We start from the raw sequence: 24,138 nt of genomic DNA on the forward strand, positions 1-24,138 counted from the left end.
GAGCGGCTTATATTATGCGGGGCGCTTGTCGATCACTGCGTCGATCAACCCGTATTCCTTGGCGGCTTCAGCGCTCATGAAATTGTCACGGTTGGTATCGCGCTCGATTTCTTCCAGGGTGCGCCCGCTGTGCTTGGCCATCAGCGTGTTGAGACGCTCACGAATGAAGAGGATTTCCTTGGCGTGGATTTCGATGTCCGACGCCTGGCCCTGGAAACCGCCCAGTGGCTGGTGAATCATCACGCGCGAGTTCGGCAGGCAGAAACGCTTGCCTTCGGCACCCGCGGTCAGCAGGAAGGCGCCCATGCTGCACGCCTGGCCAATACAGGTGGTCGACACGTTTGGCTTGATGAACTGCATGGTGTCGTAGATCGACATGCCCGCAGTCACCGAACCACCCGGCGAGTTAATGTAGAGATGGATGTCCTTGTCCGGGTTTTCCGCTTCAAGGAACAGCAGCTGCGCACAGATCAGGTTGGCCATGTAGTCCTCTACCGGGCCAACCAGAAAGATCACTCGCTCCTTGAGCAGGCGCGAGTAGATGTCGTAGGCGCGTTCGCCACGAGCGGACTGCTCGACAACCATCGGGACCAGGCCGCCTGCGGCCTGGATATCAGAGTTCTGCTGAATATAGGAATTACGGAACATGCTCTGCAGTTACTCCCAAATAGTCATGTCTTGAAAACGCATAAGCCAGCGCGAGGCTGGCTTATGGTTGAATTTCCAACGAGTTGGACAATCAGTCGGCTTGTGCTGCTTCCGCCGGTTTGACTGCTTCTTCGTAAGAGACCGCTTTATCGGTCACCTTAGCCTTCTGCAGAACAGTATCCACAACTTGTTCTTCCAGCACAACCGAACGTACTTCGTTCATCTGCTGCTCATTCTTGTAGTACCAAGCCACGACCTGCTCAGGCTCCTGGTAGGCCGAAGCCATTTCCTGGATCATTTCGCGAACGCGGTCTTCGTCTGGCTTGAGGTCGAACTGCTTGACCACTTCAGCCACGATCAGGCCCAGCACAACGCGGCGCTTGGCTTGCTCTTCGAACAGCTCGGCCGGCAGCTGGTCAGGCTTGATGTTGCCACCAAACTGCTGAACCGCTTGAACGCGCAGGCGATCCACTTCGTTGGACAGCAGGGCCTTAGGCACTTCGATCGGGTTGGCGGCCAGCAGACCGTCCATGACCTGGTTCTTGACCTTGGACTTGATGGCCTGGCGCAGCTCACGCTCCATGTTCTTGCGAACTTCGGTGCGGAAGCCTTCGATGCCGGTTTCCTTGATGCCGAACTGGGCGAAGAACTCTTCGTTCAGCTCTGGCAGCTTAGGCTCGGAAACGCTGTTGACGGTCACGGTGAACTCGGCGGTTTTGCCAGCCAGGTCCAGGTTCTGGTAGTCAGCAGGGAACGTCAGGTTCAGAACGCGCTCTTCGCCAGCTTTAGCGCCAACCAGGCCGTCTTCGAAACCAGGGATCATGCGGTTGGAACCCAGCACCAGCTGAGTGCCCTTGGCGGAGCCGCCAGCGAAGACTTCGCCGTCAACCTTGCCAACGAAATCGATGTTCAGTTGGTCTTCGTTCTGGGCGGCACGGTCGGCCACTTCGAAACGAGTGTTCTGCTTGCGCAGGATTTCCAGCATGTTGTCCAGGTCCGAATCAGCCACTTCGGCGCTCAGACGCTCGATTTCGATACCGTCGAAACCGGCCACTTCAAATTCCGGGAACACTTCGAATACGGCAACGTATTCCAGGTCCTTGCCCGCTTCCAGGGACTTGGGCTCGATCGAAGGCGAGCCAGCCGGGTTCAGCTTTTGCTCGACAACGGCTTCGTAGAAAGAAGCCTGGATCACGTCACCTACAGCTTCCTGGCGCGCATCGGCACCAAAACGACGCTTGATTTCGCTCATCGGCACTTTGCCTGGACGGAAACCAGCGATCTTGGCCTTTTGGGCAGTCTGCTGCAGACGCTTGTTGACCGCAGTCTCGATACGCTCTGCCGGCACGGTGATGCTCAGGCGGCGCTCGAGAGCAGTAGTATTTTCAACAGAAACTTGCATGGATATTCCTCGTTGCACAGACATTAGCCGGCCATTTCCGACCCCAATCAAGGGCATGCATTCTAGTGGGTCAAACTCAAGAAGTCACCCTACTGAAAACACAGCGGAAAACAGCCGGCAATTTATCGGTACGAAAGCACTGAAGTACCTCGCCCCGGTGACAAATACAGCCAAATTGCGCCAGGGCTCTGCGCCGCCCCTTTCTATATATAGAAGGAACAAGCATTCATCTCCCTGACGACCCGCCCCGCGAACAGAGCAGGCAAGCAAAGCGGCATCATCGAGATACACAAATACGACGACACGCCCTGCCGGGGCAGCCCAGCACCTGCGGCCACCCAATCTCAAACCGCCAAAACCAAAAAAGGCGCCAGACTGTTAAATCTGGCGCCTTTCGAATATGGGGTGGACGAAGGGGATCGAACCCTCGACAACGGGAGTCACAATCCCGTGCTCTACCAACTGAGCTACGCCCACCATATTGCGTTAACAAAGAAACCAAACCACTTCTTTGTTGAGCCCTGCCCGCCTGACGACCGGCAAAAGCTTTAATTGGTGCGGATGAAGAGACTCGAACTCTTACGCCTCGCGGCGCTGGAACCTAAATCCAGTGTGTCTACCAATTCCACCACATCCGCGCTTGAAACTCTTAAAGCAAAGGCGCCAGACTGTTAAATCTGGCGCCTTTCAGAATATGGGGTGGACGAAGGGGATCGAACCCTCGACAACGGGAGTCACAATCCCGTGCTCTACCAACTGAGCTACGCCCACCATATAGCGCTACTTGTGCCAAAGCTGCCTAATGGCGCACCCGGCAGGACTCGAACCTGCGACCATCCGCTTAGAAGGCGGATGCTCTATCCAGCTGAGCTACGGGCGCCTTATTAATCTGTACTCTTGGAGGATTACAAACTAAGTGCTTCCAGCCTTGCAGTACAACTATTCTGCTCGACCTTCTTAACCAGTGCTAGGCTGTGCCCGACAAGTGCGACGAATAGTATAGATGCCCCGGAAACCCGTCAAATCTTTTTTGAAAAAAACTGATTTTATTTAAGGGGTTAGGGCAATTTGCAGACCAAGCGCCTTTGCCCTCGCGCCTTGGCATGCGAGAATGCGCGCACTTTTCTTCCCCCTCTCGATGGTTAATCACGCGTAATGACTGCACAACTTATCGACGGCAAATCAATCGCCGCCAGCCTGCGCCAGCAGATCGCCAAACGAGTCACCGAGCGCAGCCAGCAAGGCCTGCGCACGCCTGGCCTCGCGGTGATCCTGGTCGGCAGCGATCCTGCCTCTCAGGTTTATGTCTCGCACAAGCGTAAAGACTGTGAAGAGGTCGGCTTTATTTCCAAGGCCTACGACTTGCCTTCGGACACCACTCAACAGGCCCTGACCGACCTGATTGACAGCCTCAACGATGACCCGGACATGGATGGCATCCTGCTGCAACTGCCACTGCCTGAGCACCTGGATGCCTCCAAACTGCTGGAGCGCATCCGCCCGGACAAAGACGTCGACGGTTTCCACCCTTATAACGTCGGCCGCCTGGCCCAACGCATTCCCCTGCTGCGCCCATGCACCCCCAAAGGCATCATGACGCTGTTGGAAAGCACTGGTGTCGACCTGTACGGCCTCGACGCCGTCGTGGTGGGCGCATCGAACATCGTCGGTCGCCCGATGGCCATGGAACTGCTGCTGGCCGGCTGCACCGTGACCGTCACCCACCGCTTCACCAAGGACCTGGCCGGCCACGTCGGCCGCGCTGACCTGGTGGTAGTCGCCGCCGGCAAGCCGGGCCTGGTCAAGGGTGAGTGGATCAAGGAAGGCGCCATCGTCATCGACGTGGGCATCAACCGCCAGGAAGACGGCAAGTTGGTGGGTGACGTGGTGTATGAAACCGCCCTGCCCCGCGCTGGCTGGATCACGCCGGTGCCAGGCGGTGTCGGGCCGATGACCCGGGCGTGCCTGTTGGAAAATACGCTGTATGCCGCAGAAACTCTGCACGGCTGATAACCAGGCATGTTGAAAAAGCCCTGCTTTATCGCAGGGCTTTTTATTGCCCGTGAAAAACCCTTGTTGCAGGCTGTTAACGCATTAAACAAACTAGCCAAAGGCCATCACCCTTCCGGAATTCGAAATGCCTGGCATCTTCCCAAAGCCAGCCTTGCCTGGCATCGCGCTCAGGCGGTGGCGCTTGTTGCACCGAGTCAAACAAGCCCACGCTGCGCAGTTGTTCAACGTTACCCAATCCACTATTTCGCGCTGGGAAAGCGGCGTACAGGCAATCGACCCCTGCGCGCACCAACAGCTTGAGCAATTGCTCGCCGCCCGCCTTGATGCGGCCGCAGATCAAGCCTTGGCTCGCCTGGTCAGGGAAAGCTCACGGCCCGTTCATCTCATGTGCGACCTGACCCACCGCCTGCTGGCTTGCTCCCCTGCCCGCGCAGCCCAGTTCGCAAGCCCCGTGAGCGAATTGCTGGGGCGTTCGCTATGGCGCTTTGCGACACCGGAGATCATCAGCAAGGAGCTCTCCCTGGATGAAACCGGGTGGAGGGAAGTCAGTGCGCCACCGGCGATCGAGTTCGTTACCGGCCACAATGACTCGCTTGTTGTGCCTATCAGCCAGAGCGCCTGTCGGTGGACGCGTATTCCTCTTTCAGACGGTACATCGGCGCGTTTGGTGGAGACGCTTTGACTGCCCTGCGCTGTGCATATTGTATGCGTGGACGTTCAGACTACCCGGGCTTAATCTGACTCCACTAGCATAGCCTTCGCCACTGGAGACAGAGAACGTCATGAACATCGACAAAATCAAAGGGCGCCTAGAATTCCTCCGCGAAACGGAAAAACTCAAGGATGTACTCAGAAGTGCACACACCTCTTCCGGGCGCACCGAAAGCACGGCGGAACACAGTTGGCGTCTTTGCCTGATGGCCATTGTTTTCGAAGATCAACTGGCCGAGCCCGACATGCTGAAGATCCTCAAGATGTGCGTCATTCACGATCTGGGGGAGGCCATCAACGGAGACATCCCAGCAGTCAGCCAGGCGGCGTTTCCCAATAAGGGCGAGCAAGAGAGAGACGATCTTGTGCTTCTGACCTCTGCGCTGGATGAGCCGCTGAAAGCTGAGATATTGGCGCTCTGGGATGACTATGAGCACGCACAGTCTGCGGAGGCAAGAGCCGTCAAGGCGCTGGACAAGCTGGAAACGCTGCTCCAGCACAATCAGGGCAAGAACCCACCGGGCTTCAATTACGAGTTCAATCTAGCTTACGGCAAGAAGTACACCGATGCCGATCCCCTGTTTGAGCAACTTCGACAGCTTATCGATGAGGACACGCGAGAAAAAATAACAAAGCCATAGGTTTAAAATCGGCACAGCCTAACCAATCATCGGCTTACAGCCTTTATTTAAAGGCTCTCTATCGCTTTCTGATCCATACTCCTAAAATGTAACGCCATTTGTCACAAAATCCGTTTCACAACGGCATTTCCTTACTTTTTAGCGAGTTCATCCGCGTGAAAATTCGTCTTTCTATTGTCAGCCTGTTTTTTGCTTTGGCAGGCACCTTCGCCCACGCCGCCGAATCCACCCTGGCCCCGCGTGACGCCTCCAAGCTTCAAATCGCCTCCGGCAGCGCCATGCTGGTCGATTTGCAGACCAATAAAGTCATTTATTCCAGCAACCCCGACGTGGTGGTACCTATCGCCTCGGTGAGCAAGCTGATGACCGGCCTGATCGTCCTCGAAGCCAAGCAGAATATGGACGAGTACATCGACATCAACATCACCGACACGCCCGAGATGAAAGGCGTGTTCTCCCGGGTGAAGATCGGCAGCCAGATGCCGCGCAAGGAAATGCTGCTGATCGCGCTGATGTCTTCGGAAAACCGCGCCGCTGCGAGCCTGGCCCACCATTATCCTGGCGGTTACGCAGCCTTTATCGCGGCGATGAACGCCAAGGCCAAGTCCTTGGGCATGACCAGCACCCACTACGTGGAGCCCACCGGCCTGTCGATCCATAACGTGTCGACCGCCCGCGACCTGAGCAAGCTGCTGGCCTATGCGCGTAAATTCCCGATGCTGAGCCAGCTGAGCACCACCAAGGAAAAGACCGTGTCGTTCCGCAAGCCCAACTACACCTTGGGCTTCTCCAACACCGACCACCTGATCAACCGCGCCAACTGGGATATCAAGCTGACCAAGACCGGCTTCACCAACCAGGCCGGCCACTGCCTGGTGCTGGTGACGAGCATGGGCAATCGCCCGGTGTCGCTGGTGATCCTGGATGCCTTTGGCAAGTTCACCCATTTTGCCGATGCCAGCCGTATTCGTAGCTGGGTCGAGACCGGCAAAGGCGGCGCAGTGCCGGATGTGGCGCTGCGTTACAAGGCCGATAAAAACCTCAAGAATCGAGCGACCGCTACGGAAGTACGTCGATAAACAGCGATTTTAGTGTGGGAGCGGACTTGCTCGCGAATGCGGTGGGTCAGCCTAAGCATTCAGCGACTGACACTGCGCCTTCGCGAGCAAGCCCGCTCCCACATTTGAGTTTCACTTCTTCTCTGCCAACACCTTGAGCGCTTGGGCCGCCGCTTGCTCCTGCCCCGCCTGGGCCGTGGCATTGGCCGCATCGCGCCAGCGCTGCGCGTCCACATTGGCCGGCAACTGGCTCGGGCGCTGGGTCAGGATGGCCCAATGGCCCGCGCCCTTCCACGCCGACTCAAAGTCGCTGAAGCTCATGCTCAAGCGGCGCTCATTGCCTGAGCGCAACAGCACCGTACTCTTCTGCTGGTTGAACCCCACCACCACGACATAACGCGCCCCGGACCAATAGCTGGCGTTGATCCGCGCCATCACCGGGTAACCCGCCGCCACCTGCGCCAGCACGGCGGTCAGCTTGGCCTCCAATGGGTACACCATCAGCCCGTACTCACGCGCCAGCACCTGCATGTTGCGCTCAAGGCCCGCCTCGGCGCCGGGCAGGCGCAGCGGCTTATCAAGCAAACCCGGTGTCATGACAACGCCTTGTTGCGACAGCATGCTGGCAAGTGCCGTAGGACCGCTCTGATAAGCCTCACTGCGAAAGGTCGGCACGCCATTGAGTTCGACGCGCTCGGGCAAGCCAGGCAGTTTCGATGGAGTGTTGCTGGAACAGGCCGCCAACCCAAGGGCAACGGCCAGTAGCAAGGAAGTTTTAAGGTTCGACCGTAAGCGCAATTTTTTCACTCTCTTGATCAACTGCCGGTAAAGGCCCCGATCATAGCCCAATCGCGCTTTCTCTATCCCGTAGGAGCGAGCTTGCTCGCGAAAAACTTACAGGCGCCGCGTTTATTCAGGAAGCCTGCGTCATCGTTGACGTTTTTCGCGAGCAAGCTCGCTCCTACAGGGGGCGGCGCAAGATATCTATAGCCGACGCGTGCAATAAAGCGGTGACGATAGAGCAAACAAGTTGGACGGACTCGACCATTGGTCAATAGCAGGCAACCGTCAGCTGACTAGACTGTCCATTGAGAAGACTGTGTGTGCCCCAAGTGGGCGAAAGGAGGCCCGAATGAGCCTTGCGACAACGATTTTCCTGTTGATCTGTGGTTGGCTGGCCGTCGCCGCCGCCATGCTGTGGGGGGTCATGCGCGTGACGCGCCGGCATCATCACCCCCACGTCAAACCTGCTGAACCCGCCGAGCCACGCAAGACGACGGCGCATCACGCCTAGCCAGGCATGCAATTGAAGTCCTGGGTCGCGGCAATTTCCTTGCCGTGGCCGTCCTCAAGGGACGCGCGCACCGTGGTGCCCAGGCTCGACTCCACCAGGGTGTAGTGCTCACCCGCCTTGAAATGCTTGTACTCGATGCGGCCCTGGCAGTCCTGCTGGTTGTCGTCACCCGGCTCGTCTTCAAATAAGGTCACGTCCAGGCGATGGTCCCCCGGGGTCACTTCAAAATAGCGCCCATCGTCCACACGTTTGCCATCGACACGCTCGGCCATCAGGTCATTCGGCGCTTCTTCCTGCAAGCCGATCCAGGCTTGGCTGGGGTCCGCCTTGGGGATCGGGCCGGCGCATGCCGATAGAAAGCAGACAAAGCCAAGGACGGGAACTAACAACAATGGTTTAAGTGACATGACAGGGCTCCAAAGGGCATGAATGAAAAGGTCGTATCCGATGACTGACAAGCTTGATCAGCCGCCTCTCCTGGAACAAATGAATCCCTATGAAAGGATCTTCAGCCGTTAACTAAAACTTCCTTCACCTGGCTGAAAGGTGCGTGTTAGGTGGGTCGGGCAAGACTGCCGGGGTTTGCAATCCTGCTCTTCTCGGAGACTCACGCATGCTCGGGCTGGTAAAGACCGCACTGCACAAGCCGTACACCTTCATCGTGCTGGCTATATTCATCTGCATCATCGGGCCGATGGCGGCCCTGCGCACGCCCACGGATGTTTTTCCCGATATCGGCATTCCCGTGGTCGCCGTGGTCTGGCAGTACAACGGCCTGTCCCCGGACGCCATGGCCGGCCGGGTGATCTACACCTACGAACGCTCCCTGAGCACCACCGTCAACGACATCGAACACATCGAGTCGCAATCGTTGCCCGGCATGGGCATCGTCAAGATCTTCTTCCAGCCTGGCGTGGACATCCGTACCGCCAATGCCCAGGTCACGGCGGTGTCACAAACCGTGCTCAAGCAAATGCCACCGGGCATCACCCCGCCGCTGATCCTCAACTACAGCGCCTCCACGGTGCCGATCCTGCAAATGGCGTTCTCCAGCCCCAGCCTTTCGGAAGCCAAAATTCGTGACCTGGTGCAGAACAATATCCGCCTGCCCTTGAGCGCCCTGCCCGGCCTGGCCATGCCCACGCCGATGGGCGGCAAGCAGCGGCAGATTACGCTCGACCTCGACCCCCAAGCCCTCGCCGCCAAAGGCTTGTCGGCCCAGGATGTGGGCAATGCCCTGGCGCTGCAGAACCAGATCATTCCGGTGGGCACCGCCAAGCTGGGGCCCAACGAATACACGATCCTGCTCAACAACAGCCCCAAGGCCATTGATGAGCTCAACGACTTGCCGATCAAGACCGTCGACGGGGCGCTGATCACCATCGGCCAAGTGGCCCACGTGCGCGACGGTTCACCGCCGCAAACCAACATCGTGCGGGTCGACGGCCATCGCGCCGTGCTCATGCCGGCGCTGAAAAACGGCAGCATTTCCACGCTGTCGATCATCGACGGTATCCGCCAGATGCTGCCGCGCATCAACGAAACCCTGCCGCCGTCATTGAAAACCTCGCTGCTGGGCGATGCCTCGGTGTTCGTCAAACAGTCGGTGGGCAGCGTGGCCCAGGAAGGCATCATTGCCGCCCTGCTCACCAGTGCAATGATCCTGTTGTTTCTTGGCAGTTGGCGCTCGACCTTGATCATCGCCGCCTCGATTCCCCTGGCGGTGCTTTCGGCCATCGCGCTGTTGGCCGTCAGCGGGCAAACCCTCAACGTCATGACGCTGGGCGGGCTGGCGTTGGCCGTGGGCATCCTTGTGGATGACGCCACGGTGACCATCGAAAACATCAACTGGCACCTGGAGCAAGGTAAGACGGTGAAGACCGCGATTCTCGACGGCGCCGCGCAAATCGTCGGCCCGGCGTTCGTCTCACTGCTGTGCATCTGCATCGTGTTCGTGCCGATGTTTTTGCTGCAAGGCATTGCCGGTTACCTGTTCCGGCCGATGGCATTGGCGGTGATCTTCGCCATGGCCAGTTCGTTCATTCTCTCGCGCACCCTGGTGCCGACGCTGGCGATGTTTTTGCTCAAACCACATCGGCCGGAGTCAGGCGCTGGGCATCATCCGGAAGATGCATTCATCAACCACCACGAGGGCGAACAGCACCTGAAACCACGTAATGCATTGCTGCAATCGGTGCTGAATTTTCAACAGGGATTCGAGCGGCACTTTTCCAATGTCCGCGACACCTACCATGGCCTGCTGACGCTGGCACTGGGCGCACGCAAGCGCTTCATTGTCGGGTTCCTGGCCTGCGTACTCGCGTCGTTCCTGTTGTTGCCGAGCCTGGGCCAGGACTTTTTTCCGGCCACCGATGCGGGTGCCTTGGCCCTGCATGTGCGCTTGCCCCTGGGCACGCGCATCGAGGAAAGCGCCGCGGCGTTCGACCGCATCGAAGCGCGGATCCGCGAGGTCATCCCGGCCGAAGAACTGGACACCATCGTCGACAATATCGGCATCCCGCTCAGCGGCATCGACATGGCCTACAGCAGCAGCGGCACCATCGGCCCGCAGGATGGCGATATTCAAGTCAGCTTGAAAACGCACCACGCGCCCACCGCCGACTATGTGAAAAAACTGCGCGAAGCCCTGCCGCAAAGTTTCCCCGGCAGCCACTTTGCGTTCCTGCCCGCCGACATCAGCAGCCAGATCCTCAACTTCGGCGCCCCCGCCCCGCTGGACGTCAAAATCTCCGGGCGCAATGACGCAGAAAACCGCGCTTATGCCGTCGAACTTGAACGGCGCTTGCAGCATGTACCGGGGATTGCCGACCTGCGTATCCAGCAGTCCACCGGCTACCCCTCGCTGCAAGTAAACGTGGACCGTATGCGCGCCAACGGCCTGGGCATTACCGAGCGTGATGTCACCAACAGCATGGTCGCCTCCCTCGCCGGCAGCTCGCAAACCGCGCCGACCTTCTGGCTCAACCCGGCCAACGGCGTGTCTTATTCCATCGTCGCTGCCACCCCGCAATACCGCCTCGACAGCTTGCCGTCCCTGGAAGCGCTGCCGGTGACGGGGGCAAACGGGCAGGCGCAAATCCTCGGCGGCGTGGCAACCATCTCCCGGGTACAAAGCCCGGCCGTGGTGACCCACTACAACATCGAACCGACCCTGGACCTGTACGCTAACGTGCAAGGCCGCGACCTCGGCGGTGTGGCCCGCGATGTGCAAAAAGTGCTGGATGACACGGCGTCCATGCGTCCCAAAGGCGCGACCATCAGCCTGCACGGGCAGATCGATGCGCTGCATGAGGCGTTCAGTGGTTTGAGCTTCGGGCTGCTCGGCGCGGTGGTGCTGATCTACTTGCTGATCGTGGTCAACTTCCAGTCATGGGCCGACCCCTTTGTGATCATCACGGCGTTGCCGGCAGCATTGGCGGGCATCGTGTGGATGCTGTTCCTCAGTGGCACCTCGTTGTCGGTGCCAGCACTCACCGGCGCCATCTTGTGCATGGGCGTGGCCACCGCCAACTCGATCCTGGTGGTGAGCTTCTGCCGTGAGCGCCTGGCCGAACATGGCGATGCGTTGAAAGCCGCGCTGGAAGCGGGCTACACACGCTTTCGCCCGGTGTGCATGACCGCCCTGGCGATGATCATCGGCATGCTGCCCCTGGCGATTTCCGAGGAGCAGAACGCCCCGCTCGGCCGGGCAGTCATCGGCGGCTTGATCTTCGCCACCATCGCCACTTTGTTGTTTGTTCCCGTGGTCTTCAGCCTGGTCCACGGCCGTCATCCTACTCGCGCAACTGCTGGAGAAACGCCCCATGTCGCCTGATCAAAAACCCTCGCGCAAGCGCCTGATGCTCCTGGGTGTCGGTGGCCTGACGTTGGCTGCCCTGTTGGTCGCCAGCGGCCTGCACGCACGAACGCTGCACGAGCAATCGGTCACTGCCTGGACCGAAGCCGCCGCCGTCCCCCAGGTGATGGTGTTCCAACCCAAGCCAAACGCCGGCGGTGACACCCTACGCCTACCCGCTCACCTGGAGGCGTGGAGCAAGGCGGCGATCCATGCGCGGGTCAGCGGCTACTTGAAGGACTGGAAAGTCGACATCGGCGCCCAGGTCAAGGCCGGGCAAATCCTCGCCGAAATCGACAGCCCCGACCTTGACCAACAACTGGCCCAGGCCCATGCGCGCCTGATCCAGCAACAAGCCAATGCACACCTGGCAGCCACCACGGCGACCCGCTGGCAAAACCTGCTGGCCAGCCATTCGGTATCGCGCCAGGACGCCGATGAAAAAACCTCCAACGCCGCAGCCGCCAAGGCCAACACCGAAGCCGCTGCAGCAGACTATGCGCGACTGTGCGCCCTGGAAAGCTACAAGACCCTTCGCGCGCCGTTCGCCGGCACCATCACCGCCCGTAACACCGACATCGGCCAGTTGATCAAGGCCGATAACGCCAGCGATCCGGAACTGTTCAACATTGCCGACACCCACCAATTGCGCTTGTATGTGCCGGTGCCGCAGAACTATGCAGCGGTCATCCATACAGGCCTTGAGGCCGAACTGACCGTCCCCGAGCACCCCGGCGAGCACTTCAAGGCACGTCTGATCGGTGACTCCACCGCCATCGACCGCCGCTCCGGCACCCTGCTCGCTCAGTTCGTCGCCGACAACCCCAACGGCGAACTGCTGCCGGGCGATTACGCCGAAGTCACCCTGCCGATTCCGGCTGACACCCATGGCGTGAGCATCCCGGCCAGCGCCTTGATCTTCCGCGCCCAGGGCACCCAGGTTGCGATACTGGACGGTCGCAACCATGTGCACCTGCAAGACATTCATATTGGCCTGGACCTCGGCGAGCGCCTGGTGATCGACCAGGGCCTGAAGCCTGCTGACCGTATCATCGACAACCCGCCCGACGCCCTGCGCGAAGGCGACCCGGTGCAACTGGCCGACGCCTCGGGAGGTGCCCATGCGCCCAAAGCTTAAGCCGCTGGCGGCGTTGGTGCTGCTGGCGTTGCAGGGTTGCTCGATGGCACCCAGCTATAAAGTGCCGTCGATTGACCTGCCCGCGAACTACCGTGAACAAACCAGCGATGGCCCTTGGCACAGTGCGCAACCGTCGGACCAATTGGCGCCCCAGTGGTGGCAGCTTTACCACGATTCGCGCCTGAACGCGCTGCAACAGCAACTGCTCAAGGCCAACCCGGACCTGGCCGCGGCGCTCGCGCACTTCGATGCGTCCCAGGCCTACGCCAGCCAATTGTACGCGGGCCTTTTCCCGCAAATCACCGCCAGCGCGCAACCGCAGCGACAGCGTCAATCGGATTCACGACCGTTACGCGGCACTACACAGCCGTCGGTGTACAACAGCAATACCGCTGGGTTCTCCCTGGGATACGACCTCGACCTGTGGGGCAGAATCCGCAATCAGGTCGCCGCGGGCGATGCCCAGGCACAAGCGTCCTTTGATGATTTGGCGGTGGTGCGCTTGAGCCTCCAACAGCAGTTGGCGAGCCTGTATGTGCAGCTCAATGGGCTGGATGCACAAAGCAGGATACTCAACAGTTCACTGGAGGAATTCAGCCAGGCGCTGCAACTGACCCGCAGCCGTTATGAAGGCCAGATTGCGTCGGAACTGGACCTGACCCGCGCGCAAAACCAACTGGCCGAAGCCAAGGCACAGTTGGACGAAGTGCGTGGCCAGCGCAACCTCGTCGAGCATGCCATCGGTGCATTGGTGGGCGTAACGGCCAGTGATTTTTCACTGCCGTCCAGTTCGCAATTAATGGCGTTGCCAGGCATTCCGGCGCAGTTGCCCAGCCACCTGCTGCAGCGTCGCCCGGACATTGCCGCCGCTGAGCGTCGCGTGTTTGCAGCCAACGCGACTATCGGCGTGGCCAAGGCAGCCTGGTTTCCGGATTTCAGTTTGACCGGTGTGCTGGGCGGGCAGACCCAAGGCGTCGGCAACCTGCTGTCCGCCGGCAACCGGTACTGGGCGCTGGGGCCGCTGATGAACCTGCCGATCTTCGACGGCGGGCGCTTGAGCGCCAACGAGCGCCAGGCCAAGGCCGAGTTCGAGGAGGCCTCGGCACAGTACCGTAGCCACGTCTTGAAAGCCGTGCGTGAGGTGGAGGATAACCTCGCACAACTGCGAGATCTGCAGCAGCAAGCCGAGGACGAGCAAGCGGCGGCAGAGGCGGCGCAACATACCCAGGCTTTGGCGATGAATAGCTATCAGGCCGGGGCGGTGAGTTACCTGGACGTGGTCACCGCCCAAACCGCCGCGTTGCAGGCACAGCGAACGTTGCAGGCGGTGCAGACCCGGCAATTGCAGGCAAGCGTGGGACTCTTGACCGCACTCGGCGGCGGCTGGCAGCCGGGCTAATAGCCTGCTGACTACTGATCGTTCCCACGCTCTGCGTGGGAACGCCGTTCAGGACGCTCTGCGTCTGCCCTTAAAATCGTGACGCGGAGCGTCACAGGGTTCATTCCCACGCGGAGCGTGGGAACGATCAGGCCGCGAGTTTGCCGCTGGCGATGGCCGCTGAAGCGGCTAGCATGGCGCGCAACAACACCGCACACCCTGCCGCCAAATCATCCGGCGCGGCATTTTCGATTTCGTTGTGGCTGATGCCGCCTTCACACGGCACAAAGATCATCCCCGCCGGGCCCAGTTCAGCCACGAAGATCGCGTCGTGCCCTGCCCCGCTGACGATGTCCAGGTTCGACAAGCCCAAGCCATTGGCGGCATCGCGCACTGCATCCACACAGCCTTTGTCAAAGTACAGCGGCGGGAAGTCCGCCGTGGGCTGCAGGTCGAAACTCAAGCCATGTTTGGCGCAGGTGTCCTCGATCACCTGGCGCACCTGGGCAATCATCGAGTCCAGCCGTGCCGGTTCCAGGTGACGAAAATCCAGGGTCATGCGTACTTCACCGGGAATCACGTTGCGCGATCCCGGATACGCTTGCAGGCAACCCACCGTGCCGCACGCATGGGGCTGGTGCGCCAACGCCGCCGCGTTCACGGCGGCCACCACCGCCGCCGCACCTACCAAGGCGTCCTTGCGCAAGTGCATGGGTGTAGGGCCCGCATGGGCCTCAACACCGCGCAGCTTCAGGTCGAACCATTTTTGCCCAAGGGCGCCGAGCACCACGCCGATGGTTTTGTGTTCATCCTCCAGAATCGGCCCTTGTTCGATATGCGCCTCGAAATACGCGCCGACCTTATGCCCGCTGACCGGCCGTGTTCCCGCATAACCAATCGCATTCAGCGCCTCACCCACGCTGACCCCATCGGCATCCACTTTGGCCAGGGTATCGGCCAGGGTGAACTTCTCGGCAAACACCCCTGAGCCCATCATGCACGGCGGGAAGCGCGAGCCTTCTTCGTTGGTCCATACCACCACTTCCAGCGGCGCCTCGGTTTCCACCTTGAGGTCGTTAAGGGTGCGCAGCACTTCCACACCGGCCAGCACGCCGAAGCAACCGTCGAACTTGCCGCCCGTGGGCTGGGTGTCGATATGGCTGCCGGTCATCACTGGCGGCAGGTCGGGATTGCGGCCGGGGCGACGCGCAAAGATATTGCCGATGCCGTCGATGGTCACCGTGCAACCAGCCGCTTCGCACCACTGCACGAAGAGATCGCGAGCCTTGCGGTCGAGGTCGGTGAGGGCCAGGCGGCACACACCGCCCTTGGGGGTGGCACCGAGTTTGGCCAGGTCCATCAGCGACTGCCACAGACGGTCGCGGTTGATGTGCTGATGGGTCGATTGCAGAACGTCGAGGGCAGCGTTCATGGGGGTCTCCTCAGGCTACAGGTTCTTATGAATTAACGCGGTCAACTGTGGGAGCTGGCCTGACTGCGATAGCGGTGTGTCAGGCGACACGGCTTTAACTGATAGTCCGCTATCGCAGGCAAGCCAGCTCCCACCTGAACCATGTTTACAACGGGGATTTGGCGGTGAGTGGACTGCTAGCGCGCTTGGCATTGAGCCCGTAATACAACACCCCGCCCAACGCCGAGCCGGTGAACCAGCCGTAGCTGTAGAACCAGCTGAACGCATCGCTGCCCAGCGACAGCAGCGTCAGCACCACCGGTACGCCAAAGGCGATAAAGCCGCTCCAGTTCCAGGCCGGGTACACGTCATCGCGGTACAGGCCGGCCAGGTCCAGCTGCTGTTTTCGAGTAATGAAGTAGTCCACCACCATGATCCCGGCAATCGGCCCCAGCAGGCTCGAATAACCCAGCAGCCAATTGGAATACACGGTTTCAAGACTCACGTCCGAGACGATCAGCCCGAGTTTTTTCAGCAGTTCATGGGCCATCAGTGCCAGCCCTACCAGGCCAGTGAGGATCACCGCCGTGGTGCGGTTGATCAGCTTGGGGGCGATGTTCTGGAAGTCGTTGGTGGGCGAGACGATGTTCGCCGCGGTGTTGGTGGACAAGGTCGCGACGATGATCAGCGCCATGGCGATGGCCACCCACACCGGGCTCTGGATATGACCGATTAGGCTCACCGGGTCGGAGACGCTGACCCCCACCAGTTTCACCGAGGCGGCGGTCATGACCACGCCGAGGGCGGCGAACAGGAACATGGTCAGCGGCAAGCCGAAGATCTGCCCCAGAATCTGGTCTTTCTGGCTGTTGGCGTAGCGGCTGAAGTCGGGAATGTTCAGCGACAACGTGGCCCAGAAACCCACCATCGCCGTAAGCCCCGCCATAAAGTAACCGGTGAGGCTTGCGCCTTCGGGGCGCTTGGGTGGGATCGCCATCAGCTCGCTGAGGGACACATTCGGCATCGCCCATACCAGCAGGCCAACTCCCACGGCGACCAACAGCGGCGCCGACAAGGTTTCCAGGCGCTTGATCGACTCGGCGCCGCGCAGCACCACCCATAGGTTCAGGCACCAGAACAGCATGAAACCGATCACCTCACCGGTACCGCCGAGGGCTTTCCAGCCGTCGAAAATCGAGCCTAAAAACAGGTGAATCGCCAGCCCGCCGAACATGGTCTGGATACCAAACCAGCCGCAGGCCACCAGCGCGCGGATCAGGCACGGTACGTTGGAACCGAGGATGCCAAAGGACGAACGCAACAGCACCGGAAACGGAATGCCGTACTTGGTGCCGGGAAACGCGTTGAGGGTCAGCGGGATCAACACCACGATATTGGCCAGCAGGATCGCTACCAGCGCCTCCCCTACCGACAGCCCGAAATACGCAGTGAGCACCCCGCCCAGGGTGTAGGTGGGCACGCAGATCGACATACCGACCCATAGCGCCGTGATGTGCCATTTGTTCCAGGTGCGCTCGTGCACTTTGGTAGGTGCCATGTCGTGGTTGTAGCGAGGGCTGTCGAGGACGTCGGGGCCGGCGTCGAGTTCGTACAGGCCGTTGCGCTCGATGACTTGCGATCTGTTCTGTTGCATGGCCGCTCCACGGTTTTTTTAAAATTATTGTTGCTCACCTGCACGCTAGGTTCAGGTGGCCGGAGTACCGCATCGACAACATGACATCCAGGGTTCCGGCCAACTGCCCGTGCACTCAATAACCGTGCCGACAACCGCCTCTGAGCCCGTACCGCTTATATAACGTACTGATGTTTATCAGCTTTCCAATTGAGCCTGCGGTACTTGCCGTATGCGTCAGGCTAAACAACTCACAAGTTGCTCGAACCTTCAGGTCTCAATCTGGTGCATCACAATTATTTTTATTTCTCGACGCCGTCAAGCGGCATATCTCAAGCGCCTGATTTGCAATAAGAAATATTGATCAGATCAAGAACCTGTCAAGTGCGTCAAAACAGGGTGGGCGTGCTTCATTTTGGTGAAAACAGTATTTTCCTATGTATATCAATAAGATAAAAACTATAAAGACTTGCGAAAAATCTTCTTGCTCATTCGAAAAACTCGGGCTAGTTTCTATTCCTGTCACCAATGACAGGAATTAACCCGTCATCGGTACGCAGTATTACAACACTTAGAACTGGCACAAGCCGGTCAAGCCTGTGAGGAACTCGACATGTCGCTGTTGATCCGTGGCGCCACCGTTATTACCCATGATGAAAGTTACCGCGCCGATGTGTTATGCGCAGAGGGTCTACTTCGCGCCATTGGCACGAATCTGGATATTCCCGCAGGCTGCGAAGTACTCGATGGCAGCGGCCAATACTTGATGCCGGGCGGCATCGACCCCCATACCCATATGCAATTGCCCTTCATGGGCACCGTGGCCAGTGAAGACTTTTTCAGTGGTACGGCGGCAGGCTTGGCCGGTGGTACCACCTCGATCATCGACTTCGTGATTCCCAACCCGCAGCAATCGCTGATGGAAGCTTTCCACCAGTGGCGCGGCTGGGCCGAAAAGTCTGCCGCCGACTACGGGTTTCATGTAGCAATCACCTGGTGGAGCGAGCAGGTTCGCGAGGAAATGGCCGAGTTGGTCAGCCATCACGGCATCAACAGCTTCAAGCATTTCATGGCCTACAAGAACGCGATCATGGCGGCCGACGACACCTTGGTTGCCAGTTTCGAACGCTGCCTGGAACTCGGCGCGGTGCCCACCGTGCATGCCGAAAACGGCGAACTGGTGTATCACCTGCAACGCAAACTGATGGCCCAGGGCATCACCGGGCCGGAAGCCCATCCGCTGTCGCGCCCCTCTCAAGTGGAAGGCGAAGCGGCCAGCCGTGCCATCCGGATTGCCGAAACCATCGGCACGCCGCTGTACCTGGTGCATGTGTCGACGAAGGAAGCCCTGGATGAAATCACCTATGCCCGAGGCAAGGGCCAGGCGGTGTACGGTGAAGTGCTCGCCGGCCACCTGTTGCTCGATGACAGTGTGTACCAGCACCCCGACTGGCAGACCGCCGCCGGCTATGTGATGAGCCCGCCGTTCCGCCCGCGCGGGCACCAAGAGGCACTGTGGCATGGCCTGCAAGCGGGCAACCTGCACACCACCGCCACCGACCATTGCTGCTTCTGCGCCGAGCAAAAAGCCGCCGGGCGTGATGACTTCAGCAAGATCCCCAACGGCACCGCCGGCATTGAAGACCGCATGGCGCTGCTGTGGCACGAAGGCGTCAATACCGGGCGTTTGTCGATGCAGGAATTTGTCGCGCTGACCTCCACCAACACCGCGAAGATCTTCAACCTCTATCCCCGCAAAGGCGCGATACGTGTGGGCGCCGATGCCGACCTGGTGCTATGGGACCCCGAGGGCACGCGGACCATTTCGGCCAAGACCCACCATCAGCAGGTGGACTTCAACATCTTCGAAGGCAAGACCGTACGCGGCGTGCCCAGCCATACCATCAGCCAGGGCAAGCTGGTGTGGGCCGATGGCGACCTGCGCGCCGAGCGAGGGGCCGGACGGTATGTGGAGCGGCCGGCGTATCCGTCGGTGTTCGAGCAGTTGAGCAAGCGGGCAGCGCTTTGCAAGCCAGTGGCTGTGAACCGCTGAGTCCAAAAAAAGCGGACGCGGAGCGTCCAGTGAGGCATTCCCACGCAGAGCGTGGGAACGATCGCCCACCTCAATAACCGTGAGGCCAACACCGTGATCCAGACCCTGACCCACCTCCCCCACCCCCGCGAAGACGGGGCCACCCTCGCCAGCCAGTTCACCGACCTGGCACCGCCCCTCAACGCCCGCCAGGCCCAGCTTGAAGCCTCGCGCTGCCTGTACTGCTACGACGCGCCTTGTGTGAATGCGTGCCCCAGCGAGATCGACATTCCGTCGTTCATCCGCAACATCCACACCGACAACGTGCAAGGCGCCGCGCAGAAGATCCTCTCGGCCAACATCCTCGGTGGCAGTTGCGCGCGGGTGTGCCCGACGGAAATCCTTTGCCAGCAAGCGTGCGTGCGCAATAACGCCGAAGAATGCGCCCCTGTGCTGATCGGCCTGTTGCAACGCTACGCCATCGACAACGCGCACTTCAGCGAACACCCGTTCCAACGCGCCGCGCCCACCGGCAAGCGCATCGCCGTGGTCGGTGCCGGGCCAGCCGGTTTGGCCTGCGCCCACCGCGCTGCCTTGCACGGTCATGACGTGGTGATTTTCGAAGCGCGGGAAAAAGCCGGCGGCCTGAATGAATACGGAATCGCCAAATACAAACTGGTGGACGACTTCGCTCAAAGGGAACTGGATTTCCTCCTGCAGATTGGCGGCATCGAGATTCGCCACGGCCAGCGCCTGGGCGACAACCTGACCTTGAGCGAACTGCACCAGCAGTTCGATTCGGTGTTCCTCGGCCTGGGGCTCGCTGCCAGCAAACAGCTGGGTCTGCCTTTTGAGGACGCCCCCGGCCTGCTCGCCGCCACCGACTATATCCGCGAACTGCGCCAGGCCGACGACCTCACCCAACTGCCCCTGGCCGACCGTTGCATTGTGCTCGGCGCCGGCAACACCGCCATCGACATGGCCGTGCAGATGGCCCGCCTCGGTGCCCGCGATGTCAACCTAGTGTACCGCCGTGGCCTGGCCGACATGGGCGCGACCCACCACGAACAGGACATCGCCAAGGCCAATCAGGTACGGCTGTTGACCTGGGCCCAACCCGACGAAGTTCTGCTCGACGACCAAGGCCGCGTGCGCGGCATGCGCTTTGCCCGCACCCGCCTGGAAAACGGTCGCCTGCTGCCGACCGGGGAAACCTTCGAACTGGCCGCCGATGCGATCTTCAAGGCGATCGGGCAAGGCTTCGACAACGACGCCCTGCACGATCCGCTGGCCCAGCAACTGCACCGCGTCGGCGAGCGCATCTTCGTCGATGAGCAACTGCGCACCAGCATTCCAGGGGTGTATGCCGGCGGCGACTGCGTCAGCCTCGGCCAGGACCTCACCGTCCAGGCAGTACAACATGGCAAGCGGGCTGCCGAAGCCATGCACGCCCAACTCATGCTGACTGTGGAGGCTGCGTAATGGCCGATCTCTCGATTGTATTCGCCGGAATCAAAGCGCCCAATCCATTCTGGCTGGCCTCCGCGCCGCCCACCGACAAAGCCTACAATGTGGTGCGCGCCTTCGAGGCCGGCTGGGGTGGCGTGGTGTGGAAAACCCTGGGGGAAGATCCGGCGGCGGTGAACGTGTCGTCGCGCTACTCCGCGCACTATGGCGCCAACCGTGAAGTGCTGGGCATCAACAATATCGAACTGATCACCGACCGTTCCCTGGAGATCAACCTGCGGGAAATCACCCAGGTGAAAAAGGACTGGCCGGACCGCGCGCTGATCGTCTCGCTGATGGTGCCTTGTGTCGAAGCGTCCTGGAAGAACATCCTGCCCTTGGTGGAGGCGACCGGCTGCGACGGCATCGAGCTGAACTTCGGCTGCCCCCACGGCATGCCCGAACGGGGCATGGGCGCCGCCGTCGGCCAGGTGCCGGAGTACGTGGAGCAAGTGACGCGCTGGTGCAAGACGTATTGTTCGCTGCCGGTGATCGTCAAGCTCACGCCGAACATCACCGACATCCGCGTGGCGGCGCGGGCGGCCTATCGCGGTGGCGCGGATGCGGTGTCGCTGATCAACACCATCAACTCCATCACCAGCGTGGACCTGGAACGTATGGTCGCGCTGCCGGTGGTCGGCACCCAGAGCACCCACGGCGGTTACTGCGGCTCGGCGGTCAAGCCGATTGCGTTGAACATGGTCGCCGAAATCGCCCGCGACCCACAGACCCACGGCCTGCCGATCTGCGGCATCGGCGGTATCGGCACCTGGCGGGATGCGGCGGAGTTTGTCGCCCTGGGCTGCGGCGCGGTACAGGTGTGCACGGCGGCGATGCTGCATGGGTTTCGCATCGTTGAAGAGATGAAGGACGGCTTGTCGCGCTGGATGGACAGCCAGGGCCATGCCAACCTGCAGGCGTTTTCCGGGCGGGCGGTGGGCAATACCACAGACTGGAAGTACCTGGACATCAACTACCAGGTCATCGCCAAGATAGACCAAGAGGCGTGCATTGGCTGTGGGCGTTGCCATATTGCCTGCGAGGACACCTCGCACCAGGCCATTGCCAGCTTGAAGCAGGCCGATGGCACGCATCTGTATGAGGTGATCGATGATGAATGCGTGGGCTGCAACCTGTGCCAGATCACTTGCCCGGTGGCCGACTGCATCGAGATGGTGCCGATCGATACCGGCAAGCCGTTTTTGAACTGGACGCAGGACCCGCGCAATCCTTACCGGGAAGCGGTGTAATCCTTGCCCCTCGTTCCCACGCTCCGCGTGGGAACGCATCCTGTGACGCTCCGCGTCACCCTGGCAAGAGCGGACGCAGAGCGTCCAGGGCGGCATTCCCACGCGGAGCGTGGGAACGATCAGCTCAAGGTTCCAAGCCAATCCCGCGCAAAATCACACTGGTCACTGTCTGAATGGCCTTCTCGAACTGCCTGTCCGACAACGGCTGGTGATCATTCAAAATCTTCACCTGGTGGTCGAAGTCGGCATAGTGCTGGGTCGAGGCCCAGATCATGTACAACAGGCTCGAGGGCTCCACCGGCAGGATGCGTTTGTCTTGCACCCATTGGCGAATCTTCGCTTCCTTCATCTTGGCCCAGTCGTACAGGCTTTCATCCAGGGCCTCGCCGAGTGTGGGCGCGCCGTGGATGATTTCATTGGCCCAGACCTTGGAGCCATACGGGCGCGTGCGCGAGCGCTGCATCTTGGCGCGGATGTAGCTGCTGAGCACCACACGAGGGTCGTCAAAGGTTTCAAAGCTCAGGGCGTCCTGCTTCCACAACTCCAGCAGGTCGAACAGCACCGCGCTGTACAGCTCGCTTTTGGTGGTGAAGTAGTAATGCAGGTTGGAGCGCGGCAGTTGCGCTTCTTCGGCGATGTCGGCCATGGCGGTGCTGCCATAGCCCTTGTTGGCGAAGACCTTCTCCGCCGCCAGCAGGATTTTCTCGACGTTGACCCGACGAATTCCGATCTTGTGATTGCCCATAAGGGCTCCCTGACAACAAAACGGCCTAAAGACTACCACCGGCTCTAGATCGGGGCGACAGGCCAAGCCGAAACTTCGTACACTGCCGACTCCTATCCTCTGATCGGTGTTGAACAATGTTGCTCAAGAAGTCCCTGACCGCTGCTGTCCTGTTCACTGCCCTGCTGGGCGCCTCCACGGCGTTTGCCCACGCCCACCTCGAGAGCGCGGAGCCTGCGGCTGACAGCAAAGTCGCCGCACCCAAAGACCTGCGCCTGACCTTCAGCGAAGGCGTCGAAGCCACCTTCACCAAGGTGTCCCTGAGCAAGGACGGCACCGAAATTGCGATCAAGGGCCTGGAAACTCCGGGCGCCGACAAGAAGACCCTGGTGGTCACGCCTGCCGCTGCGCTGGCAAACGGCACCTATAAAGTCGAATGGCATGCAGTGTCCGTCGACACTCACAAAAGCGAAGGCACTTACAGTTTCAAGGTCGGCCAATAACCCATGGCAACCCTGCTGGTGCTGTGCCGCTTCCTGCATTTCATCGTCGTGCTGTTGATGTTCGGGGCCTGGGGGTTGAGGCCCTGGCTGCTCGGCGCTGATGTGCAACCGACACTGGACCGGCAACTGCTGCGCATCACCCGTGGCCTGGCTGGGTTGGGGCTCGTCACCGGTGTTGCGTGGTTGCTGTTGATCACCGCCAGCATGGCCGGCAGTTGGGACGCGGCGCTGCAACCGGCCACCCTCCAGTTGGTGCTGGGCAAGACCTTTTTTGGTCAGGTATGGGCCTGGCATCTGCTGCTGAACCTGCTGCTGGTGATCGTGCTGATCAAGCCCTGGCCGGCCTTGCGCTTGCCGCTGCTCGCCCTGCTGCTGGCAACCCTGGCACCCGTAGGTCACGGCGCCATGCTCGACGGGCTGAGTGGACAGTTGCTGATTCTCAACCAGGTGGTGCACCTGCTGTGCGTTGGGGCCTGGCTCGGGGGGTTGCTGGTGTTGGTGCTGATCCTCCAGCAGGCGCAAGGCCAGCGCCTGGAGCCGATTTTGCGTCGCTTCAGTGGTGTGGGATATGGCCTGGTCGGCGGCTTGCTGGTAACCGGGCTGATCAACGTGCGCGTGCTCACCGGGCAACTATGGCCCACCCCGCTCTTCCAAGGGTTTGCCTTGATTTTGCTGATCAAGGTGGGGCTGGTGCTGGGTATGCTGGGGTTGGCGTTGTTGAACCGGTTGCGTATCGAGCGCTGCGAGCAACGCCTGGGCAGTTTGAAAGCCAGTGTGATGATGGAGTGGCTGCTGGGCCTTGCAGCGGTGGCGGCGGTTTCCCTGCTTGGAACGTTACCGCCGATGGTGATGGCTGACTGAAACCTGCGTCGCAATGCAATCCATGTAGGAGCGAGCTTGCTCGCGAAAAACTCACAGGCGCCGCGTTCATTCAGGAAGC

At 60.3% G+C, this 24,138-nt stretch carries 20 protein-coding genes and 4 tRNA genes; 13 read left to right on the top strand and 11 right to left on the bottom strand.

Annotated elements, in window-relative coordinates; translation table 11 throughout:
* Positions 1-12 precede the first annotated feature (12 nt).
* The 6 genes from clpP to E1K68_RS17565 all read right to left on the bottom strand — a co-directional run bounded on the left by clpP (position 13) and on the right by E1K68_RS17565 (position 2,930).
* A complete protein-coding gene (clpP, locus tag E1K68_RS17540) occupies positions 13-648 on the bottom strand; it encodes an ATP-dependent Clp endopeptidase proteolytic subunit ClpP (RefSeq protein WP_003192255.1) in 636 nt (211 codons plus the stop codon).
* 91 nt (positions 649-739) lie between these two features.
* Positions 740-2,050 carry a trigger factor gene (gene tig, locus E1K68_RS17545; RefSeq protein ID WP_003192257.1) on the bottom strand — a complete coding sequence of 437 codons (1,311 nt, stop codon included), beginning with the start codon at positions 2,048-2,050 and terminating at the stop codon, positions 740-742.
* A 401-nt stretch (positions 2,051-2,451) separates the two neighbouring features.
* Positions 2,452-2,527, bottom strand: a tRNA-His gene (locus E1K68_RS17550).
* Between the two features lie 76 nt (positions 2,528-2,603).
* Positions 2,604-2,688: transfer RNA gene (locus E1K68_RS17555), tRNA-Leu, on the bottom strand.
* Between the two features lie 57 nt (positions 2,689-2,745).
* Positions 2,746-2,821: transfer RNA gene (locus tag E1K68_RS17560), tRNA-His, on the bottom strand.
* Between the two features lie 32 nt (positions 2,822-2,853).
* Positions 2,854-2,930, bottom strand: a tRNA-Arg gene (locus E1K68_RS17565).
* A gap of 275 nt (positions 2,931-3,205) precedes the next feature.
* Here E1K68_RS17565 and folD point away from each other — a divergent pair.
* The 4 genes from folD to pbpG all read left to right on the top strand — a co-directional run bounded on the left by folD (position 3,206) and on the right by pbpG (position 6,494).
* A complete protein-coding gene (gene folD, locus E1K68_RS17570; protein ID WP_034134302.1) occupies positions 3,206-4,060 on the top strand; it encodes a bifunctional methylenetetrahydrofolate dehydrogenase/methenyltetrahydrofolate cyclohydrolase FolD in 855 nt (284 codons plus the stop codon).
* A gap of 127 nt (positions 4,061-4,187) precedes the next feature.
* Entirely contained in the window at positions 4,188-4,745 is a 558-nt protein-coding gene (locus E1K68_RS17575) for a helix-turn-helix transcriptional regulator (RefSeq protein WP_057711247.1), read from the top strand.
* A gap of 100 nt (positions 4,746-4,845) precedes the next feature.
* Positions 4,846-5,415, top strand: a complete 570-nt coding sequence (locus E1K68_RS17580) for an HD domain-containing protein (protein ID WP_034134301.1) — start codon at positions 4,846-4,848, stop codon at positions 5,413-5,415.
* 155 nt (positions 5,416-5,570) lie between these two features.
* The gene (pbpG, locus tag E1K68_RS17585) at positions 5,571-6,494 is read left to right on the top strand and encodes a D-alanyl-D-alanine endopeptidase (RefSeq protein ID WP_003192264.1); all 924 of its coding nucleotides are present in this window, start codon (positions 5,571-5,573) and stop codon (positions 6,492-6,494) included.
* Between the two features lie 111 nt (positions 6,495-6,605).
* Here pbpG and E1K68_RS17590 read toward each other — a convergent pair whose 3' ends face one another.
* Entirely contained in the window at positions 6,606-7,271 is a 666-nt protein-coding gene (locus E1K68_RS17590) for a peptidase C39 family protein (protein ID WP_003192265.1), read from the bottom strand.
* Positions 7,272-7,605: 334 nt separating this feature from the next.
* On the opposite strand from E1K68_RS17590, the gene E1K68_RS17595 reads away from it, so the two are divergent.
* On the top strand, positions 7,606-7,767 hold the full coding sequence (locus E1K68_RS17595; RefSeq protein ID WP_003192266.1) for a hypothetical protein: 162 nt from the start codon (positions 7,606-7,608) through the stop codon (positions 7,765-7,767).
* Here the strand turns inward: E1K68_RS17595 and E1K68_RS17600 are convergent.
* A complete protein-coding gene (locus E1K68_RS17600; RefSeq protein WP_034134300.1) occupies positions 7,764-8,174 on the bottom strand; it encodes a hypothetical protein in 411 nt (136 codons plus the stop codon). The two genes, E1K68_RS17595 and E1K68_RS17600, sit on opposite strands and share 4 nt — an antisense overlap.
* A 206-nt stretch (positions 8,175-8,380) precedes the next feature.
* On the opposite strand from E1K68_RS17600, the gene E1K68_RS17605 reads away from it, so the two are divergent.
* The 3 genes from E1K68_RS17605 to E1K68_RS17615 are packed head-to-tail and all read left to right on the top strand — an operon-like array spanning position 8,381 to position 14,160.
* On the top strand, positions 8,381-11,602 hold the full coding sequence (locus E1K68_RS17605; RefSeq protein WP_120248849.1) for an efflux RND transporter permease subunit: 3,222 nt from the start codon (positions 8,381-8,383) through the stop codon (positions 11,600-11,602).
* Positions 11,592-12,761: an efflux RND transporter periplasmic adaptor subunit gene (locus tag E1K68_RS17610; RefSeq protein WP_120248850.1), complete on the top strand. Its 1,170-nt coding sequence runs from the start codon at positions 11,592-11,594 to the stop codon at positions 12,759-12,761. The genes E1K68_RS17605 and E1K68_RS17610 overlap by 11 nt, the downstream gene beginning before the upstream one ends.
* Complete coding sequence (locus E1K68_RS17615) at positions 12,745-14,160, top strand: efflux transporter outer membrane subunit (protein WP_212614482.1); 1,416 nt, start codon at positions 12,745-12,747, stop codon at positions 14,158-14,160. The genes E1K68_RS17610 and E1K68_RS17615 overlap by 17 nt, the downstream gene beginning before the upstream one ends.
* 127 nt (positions 14,161-14,287) lie before the next feature.
* Here the strand turns inward: E1K68_RS17615 and E1K68_RS17620 are convergent, their stop codons facing one another.
* Positions 14,288-15,571, bottom strand: a complete 1,284-nt coding sequence (locus E1K68_RS17620; RefSeq protein WP_032896503.1) for a Zn-dependent hydrolase — start codon at positions 15,569-15,571, stop codon at positions 14,288-14,290.
* A 145-nt stretch (positions 15,572-15,716) separates the two neighbouring features.
* Positions 15,717-17,204 (bottom strand): NCS1 family nucleobase:cation symporter-1, encoded by a 1,488-nt coding sequence (locus E1K68_RS17625; RefSeq protein ID WP_034134296.1) that lies wholly within the window; start codon positions 17,202-17,204, stop codon positions 15,717-15,719.
* Between the two features lie 592 nt (positions 17,205-17,796).
* Here E1K68_RS17625 and hydA point away from each other — a divergent pair.
* The 3 genes from hydA (at position 17,797) to preA (ending at position 21,971) form a co-directional block, all read left to right on the top strand.
* Positions 17,797-19,236 carry a dihydropyrimidinase gene (hydA, locus tag E1K68_RS17630; protein ID WP_169912700.1) on the top strand — a complete coding sequence of 480 codons (1,440 nt, stop codon included), beginning with the start codon at positions 17,797-17,799 and terminating at the stop codon, positions 19,234-19,236.
* 93 nt (positions 19,237-19,329) lie between these two features.
* Positions 19,330-20,697, top strand: coding sequence for an NAD(P)-dependent oxidoreductase (locus tag E1K68_RS17635; protein ID WP_212614909.1), 1,368 nt, complete (start codon positions 19,330-19,332; stop codon positions 20,695-20,697).
* Positions 20,697-21,971, top strand: a complete 1,275-nt coding sequence (gene preA, locus E1K68_RS17640; protein WP_003192280.1) for an NAD-dependent dihydropyrimidine dehydrogenase subunit PreA — start codon at positions 20,697-20,699, stop codon at positions 21,969-21,971. The genes E1K68_RS17635 and preA overlap by 1 nt, the downstream gene beginning before the upstream one ends.
* A 124-nt stretch (positions 21,972-22,095) precedes the next feature.
* On the opposite strand, the gene E1K68_RS17645 is transcribed toward preA, so the two are convergent.
* Positions 22,096-22,716, bottom strand: a complete 621-nt coding sequence (locus tag E1K68_RS17645; RefSeq protein ID WP_003192282.1) for a TetR/AcrR family transcriptional regulator — start codon at positions 22,714-22,716, stop codon at positions 22,096-22,098.
* Between the two features lie 116 nt (positions 22,717-22,832).
* Between E1K68_RS17645 and copC the strand changes: the two genes are divergently transcribed.
* Both copC and copD read left to right on the top strand, forming a co-directional pair.
* Positions 22,833-23,198 (top strand): copper homeostasis periplasmic binding protein CopC, encoded by a 366-nt coding sequence (copC, locus tag E1K68_RS17650; protein WP_003192284.1) that lies wholly within the window; start codon positions 22,833-22,835, stop codon positions 23,196-23,198.
* 3 nt (positions 23,199-23,201) lie between these two features.
* Positions 23,202-24,059, top strand: a complete 858-nt coding sequence (copD, locus tag E1K68_RS17655; protein ID WP_003192285.1) for a copper homeostasis membrane protein CopD — start codon at positions 23,202-23,204, stop codon at positions 24,057-24,059.
* The last annotated feature ends 79 nt before the right edge of the window (positions 24,060-24,138 follow it).

The organism is Pseudomonas sp. B2021 (assembly GCF_018135665.1).
GTDB classification, from domain to species: Bacteria; Pseudomonadota; Gammaproteobacteria; order Pseudomonadales; family Pseudomonadaceae; genus Aquipseudomonas; species Aquipseudomonas lactis.